12 protein-coding genes are annotated in these 13,326 nt (G+C 41.2%); 3 read left to right on the forward strand and 9 right to left on the reverse strand.

Annotated features, from left to right (window positions below; translation table 11 throughout):
• Positions 1–10 precede the first annotated feature (10 nt).
• From HPE56_RS13060 to HPE56_RS13070, 3 genes are all read right to left on the reverse strand, one after another.
• The gene (locus HPE56_RS13060; RefSeq protein WP_188244203.1) at positions 11–1,303 is read right to left on the reverse strand and encodes an amidohydrolase family protein; all 1,293 of its coding nucleotides are present in this window, start codon (positions 1,301–1,303) and stop codon (positions 11–13) included.
• 10 nt (positions 1,304–1,313) lie between these two features.
• On the reverse strand, positions 1,314–4,259 hold the full coding sequence (locus tag HPE56_RS13065) for an amidohydrolase family protein (protein WP_188244204.1): 2,946 nt from the start codon (positions 4,257–4,259) through the stop codon (positions 1,314–1,316).
• Between the two features lie 289 nt (positions 4,260–4,548).
• Entirely contained in the window at positions 4,549–5,661 is a 1,113-nt protein-coding gene (locus HPE56_RS13070; RefSeq protein ID WP_223170304.1) for a DUF3810 domain-containing protein, read from the reverse strand.
• Between the two features lie 30 nt (positions 5,662–5,691).
• Here HPE56_RS13070 and HPE56_RS13075 point away from each other — a divergent pair, with 30 nt between their 5' ends.
• Complete coding sequence (locus tag HPE56_RS13075; RefSeq protein WP_188244205.1) at positions 5,692–7,152, forward strand: aminoacyl-histidine dipeptidase; 1,461 nt, start codon at positions 5,692–5,694, stop codon at positions 7,150–7,152.
• Between the two features lie 99 nt (positions 7,153–7,251).
• Positions 7,252–7,722: a CBS domain-containing protein gene (locus tag HPE56_RS13080; protein ID WP_188244206.1), complete on the forward strand. Its 471-nt coding sequence runs from the start codon at positions 7,252–7,254 to the stop codon at positions 7,720–7,722.
• Positions 7,723–7,867: 145 nt separating this feature from the next.
• On the opposite strand, the gene HPE56_RS13085 is transcribed toward HPE56_RS13080, so the two are convergent.
• Genes HPE56_RS13085 through HPE56_RS13095 form a run of 3 tightly spaced genes read right to left on the reverse strand, consistent with a single transcriptional unit; the run spans position 7,868 to position 10,588 of the window.
• The gene (locus HPE56_RS13085; protein ID WP_188244207.1) at positions 7,868–9,016 is read right to left on the reverse strand and encodes a peptidylprolyl isomerase; all 1,149 of its coding nucleotides are present in this window, start codon (positions 9,014–9,016) and stop codon (positions 7,868–7,870) included.
• Between the two features lie 10 nt (positions 9,017–9,026).
• Positions 9,027–9,575, reverse strand: coding sequence for a gliding motility-associated peptidyl-prolyl isomerase GldI (gldI, locus tag HPE56_RS13090; RefSeq protein ID WP_188244208.1), 549 nt, complete (start codon positions 9,573–9,575; stop codon positions 9,027–9,029).
• On the reverse strand, positions 9,572–10,588 hold the full coding sequence (locus tag HPE56_RS13095) for a DHH family phosphoesterase (protein WP_188244306.1): 1,017 nt from the start codon (positions 10,586–10,588) through the stop codon (positions 9,572–9,574). Before HPE56_RS13095 ends, gldI begins: the two co-directional genes overlap by 4 nt.
• Positions 10,589–10,934: 346 nt before the next feature.
• On the opposite strand from HPE56_RS13095, the gene HPE56_RS13100 reads away from it, so the two are divergent.
• Positions 10,935–11,354, forward strand: a complete 420-nt coding sequence (locus tag HPE56_RS13100) for a nucleoside-diphosphate kinase (RefSeq protein WP_109653070.1) — start codon at positions 10,935–10,937, stop codon at positions 11,352–11,354.
• 68 nt (positions 11,355–11,422) lie between these two features.
• Here the strand turns inward: HPE56_RS13100 and HPE56_RS13105 are convergent, their stop codons facing one another.
• Genes HPE56_RS13105 through recF form a run of 3 tightly spaced genes read right to left on the reverse strand, consistent with a single transcriptional unit; the run spans position 11,423 to position 13,219 of the window.
• Positions 11,423–11,719, reverse strand: coding sequence for a DUF721 domain-containing protein (locus HPE56_RS13105; protein WP_188244209.1), 297 nt, complete (start codon positions 11,717–11,719; stop codon positions 11,423–11,425).
• Positions 11,719–12,138 carry a hypothetical protein gene (locus tag HPE56_RS13110; protein ID WP_188244210.1) on the reverse strand — a complete coding sequence of 140 codons (420 nt, stop codon included), beginning with the start codon at positions 12,136–12,138 and terminating at the stop codon, positions 11,719–11,721. The genes HPE56_RS13105 and HPE56_RS13110 overlap by 1 nt, the downstream gene beginning before the upstream one ends.
• A gap of 1 nt (position 12,139) precedes the next feature.
• Positions 12,140–13,219, reverse strand: coding sequence for a DNA replication/repair protein RecF (recF, locus tag HPE56_RS13115; protein WP_188244211.1), 1,080 nt, complete (start codon positions 13,217–13,219; stop codon positions 12,140–12,142).
• Positions 13,220–13,326 lie beyond the last annotated feature (107 nt).

The following is a 13,326-nucleotide window of genomic DNA, read 5'->3' on the forward strand; positions in this document are numbered from 1 at the left end:
TGTACTTATTTTATTTTCCCTCGTATTTACCCATATACCGTTTCCATAATTCGGTTTGATGGGTTTCCAATGAAATATTTCGTCCATCGATGAAGGCATGGGTGAGTTTGTTGCCTTTCATATCTAGGGCGTCTCCTTTTGATATAAACAGGGTGGCGCTTTTGCCAATTTCCAGTGTGCCATAAGCGTCATCGATACCCAATATTTTCGCACTGTTACCTGTAATGAGTTGCAGTGCCTTCTCTTTTTCCAAACCTTGTGCGACAACCTGTCCGGCATAAAAGGGCAAGTTCCGGGTTTGAAAATTAGCGGCATCCCCATTCTGTATGGCTACCAAAATTCCGGCATCGGTTAATAACTTTGGTAATTTATAGGGTAAGTCGTAATCTTCGTCATCGAAGACAGGTAGGCTTTGGGTGTGTTGCAACAATACTGGGATATTGTTTTTCTTTAAGAAATCCATAACCTTATACGCATGGTATCCTCCAACCAATACAACATCCATGATGCCGTTCTCCTTTGCCGTTGTTATGGCGTCGATAATCTCTTTTTCATCATTGGCATTGATAAACAATTTTTTGGAACCGTCGAAAAGACCTTGCATAGCCGCAAAGGCAGGGTTCAATTCCGAATTGCCCACAATGTCGTAAGCAGCGGCATTTTTTAAAAAATGTTTTATTTCTTCCAGTTGTTTGACATACTCTTTATTGGGCAGAAACCCTCTGGGTTCCCCCATCCACCAGCGACCTTTTCGAAAGTTGGTGGGCCAGTTCATATGGATCCCATCATCAACTTTAATGGCGGCATCTTCCCAGTTCCATGCATCAAATTGGACAATGGATGAAGTACCTGAAATCCGTCCGCCTTTTGGGGTTATCTGTCCTATAAGAACACCATTGGGACGCATACTCTCCACGACCTGTGATTCGGCATTATAAGCAATCAAACTGCGCACATGTGGAATCATTTCCCCAATCTCATCCTGATCATTGGTGGCGCGAACCGCATCGACTTCAACCAGTCCCAACGATTTGTTGGGGGCGATAAATCCAGGGTACACATGTTTGCCATTACCTTTAATGACGGTTCCCCTTCGGGCTATTTTTGTCATTGCACTCCCAACAAAGGTGAGCTTGCCTCCCTCGAACATGATCAAGGCATTTTCAATGACCATTCCATTGCCCAAATGTGCGGTGGCACCATCTATGGATATCGCTTCCACTTGTGGTCCGGCAGGGGTTTGCTGGGCCGTTCCCAAGAAAAAGGACCCGATAAATACTATGGTATATATTAATTTCTTCATGATTTTTTTGTTACAGGCTATCGCAGTGAAACTTTTCTTTTTTGTTGTTTTTTGGGGCTTGGGTTTTGTTACCACCCTCTTTTTCCTTTAGCATCATGCGAATAAGTTTGTTGCGTTCTTGGGTGATGGCTTTTCGTTGTTGTCGGTCTTTTTCCAAATCGAAATAGGTAGCTCCTTCGATCAATGTTTTTTCTGCCTTGGCATAAATGGATAAAGGGTTATCGCTCCATAAAACCAAATCGGCATCCTTTCCTTCCTTTATACTACCCACACGATTGTCGATATGCAAAAGTTTAGCTGGATTGATGGTGACCATTTTCCATGCTTCCAACTCGGAAACACCACCGTATTTCATGGTTTTGGCAGCTTCTTGGTTTAGCCTTCTCGACATCTCGGCATCATCACTGTTTATGGCAACGGTAATCCCTTGACTATGCATTATGGCCGCATTGTAAGGTATGGCATCCTTTACCTCATATTTGTAAGCCCACCAATCGCTAAAGGTTGAAGCGCCGACACCATGTTCCACCATTTTGTCGGCTAGCTTGTAACCTTCCAAAATGTGTGTGAAGGTATTTATCTTAAAGTTGAATTTATCGGCAACTTTCATCAACATGTTGATCTCGCTTTGTACATAGGAATGGCAACTGATAAATCGTTCCCCATTGAGGATTTCGACCAAGGTCTCCATTTCCTCATCATGACGATAAGGTTTCCCACTTTTCTTTTTGGCCTCATATTCCTTGGCCCGTTGAAAGTAATTCATGTATACTTGTTCAACACCCATACGTGTCTGTGGAAAACGACTGAAGCTTTGCCAATTACTTTGTTTGACATTTTCGCCCAAAGCAAATTTAATGAATTTGGGGGAGTTGTCGTAAATCATGTTCTGGGCAGTTTCCCCCCATTTTAATTTCAGTAGGGCTGACCGTCCTCCAATTGGATTCGCTGAACCGTGCAATAATTGTAAGGAGGTGACCCCTCCTGCCAAATTCCTGTAAATATCGATATCCTTGGGGTCTATGACATCCTCCATTTTTACTTCAGCAGAGGAGTTCTGGCCGGCCTCGTTAATAGCCAAGGCGGCTAAATGGCTATGCTCGTCAATAATACCCGCTGTTAAATGTTTTCCGGAAGCATCGATGACTTTCGCCCGGCCGGCATTCAGGTTTTTACCGATTTTGGCAATTTTACCGTCTTTGACCAAAACATCGGTTTGCTCGAGAATTCCCGCTTCCTCACTGGTCCATACGGTAGCGTTTTTGAACAAGGTACTCTCCGATTGGGGAATACTTTGATATCCATACCCAATATTCGGATAGGTAATCGGCACCATTTCCGGCTTTTTGGATGTTGTGTTTTCTTTTTTGTTTTGATCAAATGGTTTGGACAGGGTTGCTACGAAAGAGGATTCATTTCCATTGGGAAGTACTAGTTTTCCTGTAAGGGGATTGCTTTTGTCCTTTACCAATCCCGTTAAACGGTACAATTCATCATCCTTTGAGAAAGAAAGATTCATCCATTGGTCTTTGTAAACTATTTTGGAAGTGTATGTACTACTGTCTTGGGTAACTTTCGCCTTAGGTTTTCCTGGCTTTCCGGTAATGGATATTGTAAAGGTTTTGTCCCCTATTTTCATAGTGTAATCACCACGAATATCGATAAGGTCCATGGTGTTGACAACGTTCTTACTGCCTTGTACCCAGTTCTCATAGAGTGTTGTTCCTTTGTCGAAAATATCCCCAGAGGTAATTAAAAAGTTGGCATAACGACCTGGTTGTAATGAGCCGACTTTATCGGTTTTGCCTACGATTTGGGCGGGAACGGTGGTAAGTGCTTCCAAGGCCTTCGTTTTTGATAGTCCGTACGTAATGGCCTTTTGTAATTTTTCCATCATTTGGGTGGGCGATTTCAATCCGTTCAGGGTAAAGGAAAAAGTAACCCCGTTTTCGGCAAGGATCTTGGGATTGGCCGGGGCTTGGTTCCAATAACGCATATCCTTAAGGGCAACATAAGAGGCCTGGTTGGGGTCACTCACATCGTAAGCCTCTGGAAAATCCAAAGGAATGATCAGCTTTGCTTGGGTGTTTTTTATAGCATCAATGATTTCATATTCGTCTCCGCCCCCTAAAATGGAATATTGTAAACCGTTGGCATCACCAATACCATCAGCCCTTAGGACATTTCCGTTGTTGCCGGCGGCAAAAATCTGGGGTAATCCCATATTGGCGTTCAACGCTTCTAAGGAACGGTCTTTCGTATCCACATTCCCTTTGGCATACCAATCGGCATCGGTATACATTTGTCGCAGTAGGGCCATGGCCCCCATCAAGGAGGTTGGATAGCTTTGTTTTGAAGCCACACTCTTTGAAAATGAAAAATACTGTGCTGATCGATCATCAATGATTCTTTGGGAGTCCCCTCCTTCAGCGTTTAAGGTTAAAAGAACACCAGTGCCCCGGGCAATTCCATCCTGTATATGGGAGTTGACTACACCAAATCCCGCATCGCGCAATTCTTTCGCTTTCTTATCGTCAAACTTAAATGTGCTTATGGCATTGTTTTCAGGCATAATATGATCGTTCCAATAAAAGCCTTCCCTAGAAGGTTTGTATTGGGGGGAACGTCCAGAACCTTCGGCCCGTTTAGGTTTACTGACCCCAAAATCGGAAAAGACATCGATAAAGGAAGGATATACAGATTTCCCCGATAAGTCGATAGTTACTGTGTTTTTTGGGATTGCCACTGATTTTCCGACCTGGACAACCTTTCCATTTTGAATTAAAAGGGTTCCATGGTCAACGACCTGTGTAGGTGTTATATAGATTTTGGCGTTTGTAAAAGCCGTGTAATTATTGTTTTTTGATTTTACTCCCTCATTGTCCGGAAAGTAATCTTGGGCAAATAAAGTTGCACCACACCATAGCAGGGTGAGTGCCAGTAGTTTCATTTTCATAAAATTGGTTTAGCTATTTAAAGTAATTAAAGATATAAGAAGCGGTGGGAATATAAAGGGCATTAACTTTTTTTAACGTTTAAGAATCAAGGGGTAAGGTTAATTGCTTTTCGCATATCGCCTTTCGCTTATCGCATATCGCTTTCCGCCTATCGCCTATCGCTTTTCGCTTTCCGCAGAGCGCAGAGGGCTTATTGTAAATAGCCAAAGGTATATTGTACAGTGCTAACAGCTAACAGCTAACAGCTAACAGCTAATTGCTAATGGCTAATCGCCAACTGCCAACAGCCTACTGTACCGGATGGTCTTTATGATAGGTAACCATAAGTGAAACCACTGCATTATAGCTTTTAATGCCTTGGGTCTGGTTGTTTGCCTTTAGGAAAGAATTGAAAATGGATTTAAATATGGGTTCCATCGGGTTTTCAAACGATTGCCAGAAATGGGCCATTTCTTCAAAATTCCTTCGCGTCCCTGGGTTTATTAGACTGTACAGTTCCTTGAATTTAGCTTCATCATTTCTTCGAAGATCACTGAGGCAATAGGTTAAGGCATAGGCATACGCGGTATACTGAAAATAGCGGTCGGGATTATTGAGTGTGACCAAATACCCTATGAAATTGGTCTCATTCTCCGCGGAATACCCTACTTGATGTCCTATCTCATGCCCAGCGACTACCGGAAACCTGAAATTGGGAAGACGTCCGTTTACTTGCCCTTCATGGGTAAACGGATTCAGGTAACCACCATAACCCATATAGCTTAGTCCGGTACTAAAGAGTGAGGTTTTTATGCTCGGGTGTTTATAGGCAAGAAACGGATAGGTCTTTTGAAGATTTTCATATCCAATCAAGGTTTTGTCAAAAATCTCTTTTTGGGTGTAAGGGACTTCAACGGCCAATGCTGTATCCTTGGTAATGGAATATTGCAATGCATTGGTTTTATGGATGAGGGCTTCCGTCAGTGTCAGCAGTTCCTTCTCTGTATGTCTATCTTCAAGCCCAAATCTTTTAGCAATAGGTTCCCGGTAATAATTGAATCCCCAGAGCAAATGAAAGGTGAAGTAGGCAATCGAAAGAATAAAGATAATATTGCGCAGAAAGAGTAGGGGGTAGGTTTTGATTTCCAACCAGTACCTGTAAACATATCTTATCGCTAAAAGTGATAGTGTAAAATAGAGGATATCGCCCACTGAGAAAGGAATCCATCCATATAAAATCCTAAAGAAACCTGATATCCATATATAAATACCCCTGCTGTAATAGCTTTCGATAATGTCAGGATGGTTTCCAAGCCATTTAACGAGGATTATTTGCGGAATTATCGATACTGCGACCCAATTTTTGATTTTATCAACCATGGTTTCAAAAATAGGGATTAATACCCTAAATTTCATTCGCATGATGTACTTTTGAAGTGCAAAAAGAATATTATGAGTCAAGAAGTAAGACAGCTCGAACCACAGTGTGTTTGGAATAAATTCGCCGATTTAAATGAAGTGCCAAGGCCTTCAAAGAAAGAAGGGCGGGTAATACAGTTTATGTTGGATTTTGGTACATCCCTAGGTCTGGAAACCTTTTCGGATAGTGTAGGGAATGTAATCATACGAAAACCGGCCACAGTTGGTATGGAAGATCGCAAGAAAATAACCTTGCAATCCCACCTCGATATGGTACATCAAAAAAATGCGGATACAAAATTCGATTTTGATGTTGAAGGTATTAAAATGTATGTTGATGGGGATTGGGTAAAAGCTGATGGCACAACCTTAGGTGCGGATAACGGATTGGGAGTGGCCACGATTATGGCGCTATTGGAAAGTGTCGATATTCCACATCCTTTTTTGGAGGCCCTTTTTACCATTGATGAAGAAACGGGAATGACCGGTGCGATGGGACTTGAAGGTGGCGTGTTGCAAGGGGATATTTTATTGAATTTGGATACCGAGGAGGATGACGAGATAGATATAGGATGCGCTGGAGGTATCGATGTAACGGCAACAAGAAGTTATACCGAGGAATCGGTGGATGCTGATTCGGTAGGGTGCCAAATTGCAGTAAAAAATCTTCAAGGTGGCCATAGTGGTATGGATATTCATAAGGGATTGGGAAATGCCAATAAGATTATGAACCGCCTACTTTTCAATGCCATGGAAGCATACAGCATACAGATTTCCGAAATTGATGGCGGTAGTTTAAGAAATGCCATTCCTAGGGAAAGTTTCGCGAAAATTGCTTTAAAAAGAACCGAAGCCCATGATTTTGAAAGATCATTTGGGAAATGGGTAAAGGCCATAAAAAGTGAAATGTTGGTGAATGAACCGGATTTAACCATTACCATGGTCTTATCGGAGACGCCAGCCAAAGTAATGCCGAAAACGACACAGGAAAAGTTGGTACGTTCGATTTATACAGCCCATAACGGAGTATATGCTATGAGTGCCGCTATTGCTGATTTGGTTGAAACCTCGAATAATATTGCCCGTGTTGTAGTGAAGGGTGGAGCGATAAAAATTGGATGTTTGACCCGGTCATCGGTAAACTCGGCCAAGATGGATTTGGCAAATGCCTTAAAATCAGCCTTTGAATTGGCGGGTTGTACCGTGGAATTCGCAGGGGAATACCCAGGTTGGAACCCTAATCCGGATTCGGTGATTCTTCGTGTCCTGGAAGGTAAATATGAATCACTATTTGCGGCAAAACCGCAAGTCGTAGCTTGTCATGCCGGACTGGAATGTGGCATTTTGGGACAGAATTATCCTGAAATGGATATGATCAGTTTTGGTCCAACCATCAAAGGGGCCCATTCCCCTGACGAACGGGTTTGTATTTCCTCTGTACAAAAATTTTGGAAGTTTGTGTTGGAGATACTTAAGGACATTCCCAAGAATTAACAATTACACTTACAATTAAGCAATGAATTAACATAAACAATAAACATTGCTTATTAATTTTTCTGTAACTTTCGTTAAACGCAAAAAAAAACGATAGTTATGGGTATAAAAAGTTTTCAGGGCGCAAGAAAGAATCAAAATCTTACAGAAGAAGTGCCACTAAAGGTCAGTGACTATATGACCACAAAGCTTATAACTTTCAGACCAGAACAATCTGTGGAGGATGTTATTGATGCATTGATTCGGTATAAAATTTCCGGAGGTCCTGTGGTTAATGATAAAAATGAATTAGTAGGTATTATTTCCGAGGGGGATTGTATCAAACATATCAGTGATAGTCGTTATTATAACCTGCCTACAGGTGGGGATGATACCATTGAAAAAAAGATGGCTAAAAATGTAGAGACCATTGATGGGAACATGAACATCTTTGATGCGGCGAATAAATTTCTAAATGATAAGCGCAGACGGTTTCCCATTGTTGAAGGAGGGAAATTGGTTGGACAGATTTCCCAAAAGGATATTCTAAAGGCTACGATGCAATTGAAGTCCCACAATTGGAAAAAATAATCTTTTTTTTATGGGATGTGTTTTTTTAATCTTGGCTATAAAGATAAGATGGTATACTGGTCGTGTTAGGTCCTTGAGGAAATTAGCATAAAAAAACCGAAGCTTTCCAAGCTTCGGTTTTTTTACTTTTAGTCTGATTCTAGGATTATTCGGCGATACCCGTTATTTCCAAATCAAAAATCAAATTGGCATTTGGAGGAATAGGACCTCCACCTTGCTCACCATATCCCAAGTGGGGAGGAATGAACAAACGTACCTTATCGCCAACTTTCATCGTTAAAAGTCCTTCCTTGAATCCAGGGATCAATCCCGCATCAGGACTGTAGGGCATGGGTACTGCTTCATAGCCACCACCTGCTTTTCTTCTCTCGTCGTATTTCATGAATTTTTTGGCAACCTCTTCGTCGTTGCTGTCAAAAAGAGACCCGTCTTCCAGATAACCGGCATACATGACCTTTACCTTTTGACCGATTACGGGGCTTTCGCCAGACCCTTCAACAAGCCTTAATAATTGCAATCCTGATGGTAAGGTCTTGGCTTTCCCTTTGTCAGCGGCCAAAGCGGCTACAAATTCAGGCATCATCTTGTCATAAGCGGCTTTTCTGGCCTTGTTTTCCTTTTCTTCGTCAGCCAACCTCTTTTTTTCTGCATTAAAATAATCGGTCATGATCTGTACGGCATCGAATTTTCTGGCAGCTTTTCCATTTCGGATGATTTCTACGGTATTCATGACTACATCAACTTCAGGTCTGTCTTTTTGTGGCGCTTGTAAAGTCGCGACATTGGCAATGGAATCAACAACATCCATACCTATGACAACTTCCCCAAAAACAGTATGTCTTCCATTTAAGAAAGGGGTTTCCTTGTGTGTGATGAAAAATTGGCTACCATTGGTAGCTGGACCCGAATTGGCCATGGATAGGATACCGGCCTTGTAATGGGTCAATGAATCATTGAACTCATCCTTGAATTTGTAACCAGGTCCGCCACTGCCTGTTCCGGTAGGATCACCACCCTGGATCATAAAATCCTTGATAACCCTGTGGAAGATAACACCGTCGTAATATTTTATACCTTTAAACTCCTCATTGACAAAGGGGTTGTTCCCTTCGGCAAGGGAAATAAAGTTCGCTACGGTGATAGGGGTTTTATCGTCTTCCAATTTAACGACGATATCCCCTTTAGTGGTTTGTATGTCAGCGAAAAGACCATCGCCCAAATCAGCGTATTTACTCGATTTGCAACTGGACAAAGCCATTGAGAGGGTCAGTAAAAAAAGAAAAGTTTTTTTCATTATCATTATTTTAATTTTGAGTACTATCTTGTTGTTTGTTAATGGCTAAAAGGGTTACGGTTGCCTTTATCGGAACGTTGACCCCAATTTTATTGTCGTCCCCATGATAGCCGTAGGCCAGGGAAGAGGGAAACAGGAAAGTTGCAGTCTCTTTCTCTTTAAGAAGTTTTACGCTATTCCGTAATCCCGGAAAAAGTTCCTGTTTGTCTACTATGTAATTGAAAATCCCAATTTCATCCTGGGTGTATATGGTATCATTGTTGAACCCCATAACAGTATAGGTCATTGTGACCATATCATTGGGTTGGGGGGTGTAGGTAGCCTCATCATTCTTCTGAACGTAGTAATACCAGGCACCGGTGTTACTATGGGTATATTCGTTTATTGAATCCTTTTTGATAATTGCCTCAATCATACTTTCCTCAAGTACCAAAAGTTTTTTACTGCGCTCAATGGAGGTGTTTATGGTTGAGGTTTTCATTTGTACTGGGCGCCTAGGTTCTGGGCCACCACAGCTGGCCAAGGTGATAATCAACAAAATCAATGGTAATTTTTTCATGCGTTCAATTGCGTCTTATAATCCTTTAAGAGTGAAGTGAAATATTCGGTGGTTTCCTGCAAGGATACGTCGCTACGTCCGCCTGCCGCATTGGTATGTCCGCCCCCATTAAAGTGTTTTCTTGCAAATTCATTTACCGAGAATTGCCCTTCGGAACGGAACGAGATTTTTATAATGCCTTCTTCTTTGTTTTCAATGAATATCACGGCAAAACATATTCCATGAAGCGTAAGACCGTAGTTGACAAATCCCTCTGTATCCCCTTTTTGATACCCATAGGTGTCCAATTCGTCCTGGCTAAGGGTAATGTATGCCGTATTGAAATCCTTTAGGATAACCATATTTTTAAGGGCACAGCCCAAAAGATGCAGTCGGTTGGGTGTGTTGGTGTCATAAACCAGGTTATGGGCCTTGGTGTTTTCTGCCCCTTTGTCAATCAAGGCAGCAACAATCGTATGGGTTCTACTTGTGGTTGAAGAATATTTGAACGATCCCGTATCGGTCATTATCCCTGTGTAAATACAATTGGCCATCTCTGGGGTAATCTTATCATCATCCCCTAAGAATTCTATAAAATTGTAGACCATTTCACAGGTTGAACTCATGAGCACATCCGAATACATATATTGGGCATAATCGGAAGGGGCCTGGTGGTGGTCTATCATAATAAAGGTAGCGTCACTCTCCTTAAGTACGGGCTCCATTTGTCCAATACGACCCAAATGATTGAAATCCAATGTGAAAATAATCGTCGCTTGTTCGATCAATGTCTTGGATTGTGAGTTCTCCCTTTCAAAATTCATTATCTGCTCGTGGCCGGGCATCCATTTTAGGAATTTCGGGAAATCATTAGGAGCGATAATATGCGCTTCTTGTCCCCTGTTTTTTAAATAATGCCATAGGGCCAATGTGGAGCCAATAGCATCGCCATCAGGATTTTTGTGGGGTACAATGACTATTTTCTGGGGTTGGGCCAGTAGATTTCCAACCGCTTTTATATCCTCTAAATTCATGGGGGCTAATATAGTAATATAGCATGGAATTTCACTATTATAGGCCATTTTTAGCTCTTTTTTAAAGCTTGTAAATCGGCATGGGAAAGAGCAACTGCTTATAAATTCAATTGTTTTGGTGTGGCTTTTGATTTCTATTGGAGGGTTGGTTCGAAGAATATGCCTTTCGCATGATGGACTAAAGTTGTCCCTCAGGTTTTGGGTTTATGTGGATTGGTTTGGATTTGAGAACATTGGGTTTCTTTGATTTATGGCAGGTCAAAGTTGGTCGTTGGGGCTGAGGCAACAAACGAATTAATAGTTGTGGTTTTAGGAATTAAACGTATTTTTGCCAAAATTTTTACAAATGACGACAAACAGAACTTTTACGATGATCAAGCCTGATGCGGTTGAAAAAGGACACATTGGGGCTATCTTGGAGAAAATCAATTCTGCCGGATTTAAAATCGTAGCCATGAAATTTACCCAGTTGAGCAAAAGGGATGCTGAAAAGTTTTATGAAATACACGCTGAACGTCCATTTTTTGCAGATTTGGTTCAATTCATGACAAGGGGACCCATAGTTGCTGCAGTTTTGGAAAAAGAAAATGCCGTTGAGGATTTTAGGGCCTTGATCGGAGCGACCAACCCTGCAGAGGCAGCGGAAGGTACCATTCGAAAAATGTTCGCTACCGATATCTCTGAGAATGCCGTTCACGGCTCTGATAGTGATGAAAACGCTGCCATCGAAGGAGCTTTTCATTTTTCAGGAAGGGAAATGTACTAAGTTAAGAGCGTACGAAGTATATAAAGTTTTAAGACCTACTTGGTTGCTGCAATCCAGTAGGTCTTTTTTTATCGTAAAACGATTTTCTTTACGAGGTCCTTTCCAAGTTCTTCGTTCAACATTTCCACAATTTTGGACTTGCCCAAGCTTAGTTCCTCACGAAGAACCGATGAGGATAGGGAAACATACAGGGTATCCTTACGTAGTTCAATAGCCGTGGTATAATTGTTTACCCCGTTCCCCATTAATCGTATCCATGCCTCACGTGCATTAACCTTATCAATGCCTTGTTGAAGTTTGTTCTCCTGAATGAAATCTTTTAGGGCTTCACTTAGCGGTATATTGTCATTGTTTCGCTTGGCCATTATTTTTGCACTTTTATAGGTTGAAATCGTTTATACGTATAGGTGATCTTATCCGTATTGGTCACCGAAAAGGAATCTTGATCTAAGGTGTTTAAGGTTTCGACCCATTCACTTAGGTTTGTTTTATAATGAAGTTCAATTATATTATTTTGGTTCACCACGGTAAATTCCTCAGTATCATTTGAGGTGTCGAAGGTGCCATCCAATTTGGGGTAAACCTTTTTTCGAAACCCTGATAAATCCTTCATCTCGATATAATCGACTGTGGTATTGATGGTATATTCCTTGGTTTGCCCATCGGGCATGTTCACTTTTGCTATTTCCCAATAGCCATTCAAGAAAGGCAAGTCTTCCTGTGAGACGTTTTTCTGGCAAGCTGTCATTAGAGATAGAAATCCGAAAAAAAGTAATCGTTTCATTTTACAGTTTAATGATTTTATAGGATTGATGTATATTCTTGACGATATTCTCTGTACGTTCGGCATGGGTGTCACTAATGAAAATCTGTCCAAAATTCTCATTATTGACCAATCCGACGATATGGGCCACCCGATGTTCATCCAACTTGTCGAAAATATCATCAAGCAATAGGATCGGGTTTGTTTTGGCCTGTTCTTTTATAAAATGGAATTGGGCAAATTTCAAGGCGATCAAGAAAGATTTTTGTTGTCCCTGACTTCCGAATTTTTTAATGGGGTATCCGGCAATCTCGAAACTGAGGTCGTCTTTATGGACGCCTACACTCGTGTATTGTAAAATTCTGTCTTTCTCTATGTTCTTGGATAGTAATTCAAGTAAATCATTCTGTAGCAATTTACTGTCATACCCCAACATTACCTCTTCATTACCTCCTGATATAGCCTTGTATTGTTCTTTGAAAATGGGAATGAAGGTTTCGATGAATTGTAATCGTTTTTTAAATATGGTGGAGCCGTAGGTGTGTAATTGCCCATCGTATACTGAAAGTGTCGATGCATCGAAAGTTTGGTTGGCAACAAAATACTTTAGCAGTGAATTGCGCTGAAGCAATACCCTATTGTAGTTGATCAATGTTTGAAGGTACTCCTTGTCCGACTGGGAGATTACCCCATCGATGAACTTTCTACGCGTATCACTGCCTTCAATGATCAGATCCCGGTCTGCAGGTGAAATAATGACCAAGGGCAAAAGACCGATATGGTCCGATAAACGGTCATAGGCCTTGCCATTGCGTTTGATAATTTTTTTCATGCCCTTTTTGACACTGCAAACGATTTTTTCCTCACGGTCCAAATTTTCAAATTCCCCATCGATTACAAAAAACTCCTCCCCATGTTTGATGTTCTGTGAAGCGACAGGATTAAAATATCCCTTCCCGAAAGACAAATGGTAAATGGCATCCAATGCATTGGTCTTTCCAATTCCATTAGGACCGACAAAGCAATTGATCTTGCCGTCGAAATCAAAGGTCTGTGAATCGAAATTTTTATAATTTATCAGTGATAATCTCTTGAGAAACATTGTGGGAACCTCTATTTTTTGAATATTGAAATAAGGATATCTTGTGAATTATCAAAAATAACGAATAAATACCGCTTCGGATTTCAATAAAAACTTTATTTTTGCGC

The sequence above is a fragment of the Maribacter aquimaris genome, from assembly GCF_014596745.1.
Lineage (GTDB): Bacteria > Bacteroidota > Bacteroidia > Flavobacteriales > Flavobacteriaceae > Maribacter_A > Maribacter_A aquimaris.